Genomic DNA, 479 nt, shown 5'->3' on the forward strand with positions numbered 1-479 from the left:
AGTTTTTCATGCAGCGCCGCCATTGCACGGCGTGGGTCGAGATGGGCTTCGCCCGGGAAGAACAGCCCGCGACGGAACCGGCCGGCGAGATCGGGTTCCAGGAGCGCGATTTCGTCTTCGTCGACCCGCCGATGACCCGACGTGCGACTTGCAAACCGGTCGAGTTCGCCCGCATCCCGAGGCATTGCCAAAACGAGCGTTCCGGCCCGCGTGACATGACCCGGCAGGACCGCATCCCACCAGTCGGCGGTGTCGCGTCCGAGATCCAGCACCGGCTGCTCGGCGCTTTCGCGCTCGCACCAGGGCGCCAGCATGCCGCCGGCCATCCATGATGCGTTGCCGCCAAGGCCATGCCGGGGCTCGGCAATGGTAACCGCAGCGCCGCGGGCGGCAAGTTCGAACGCGGCGGTGAGGCCGGCGACGCCGGCCCCTTTGACCAGCAGCCTCATGACGGCTCCGGTATGTTCGGCATGGGCGGT

The 479-nt window shown here is 68.5% G+C and carries 1 protein-coding gene; it reads right to left on the reverse strand.

Translation table 11 applies throughout. The features are described from left to right. Positions 1-449, reverse strand: a 449-nt coding sequence (locus AC0L16_RS33590; protein WP_473625811.1) for an FAD-dependent oxidoreductase, incomplete at its 3' end; no start/stop codon positions are given. Positions 450-479 lie beyond the last annotated feature (30 nt).

Source organism: Mesorhizobium sp. WSM4848, from assembly GCF_055811375.1.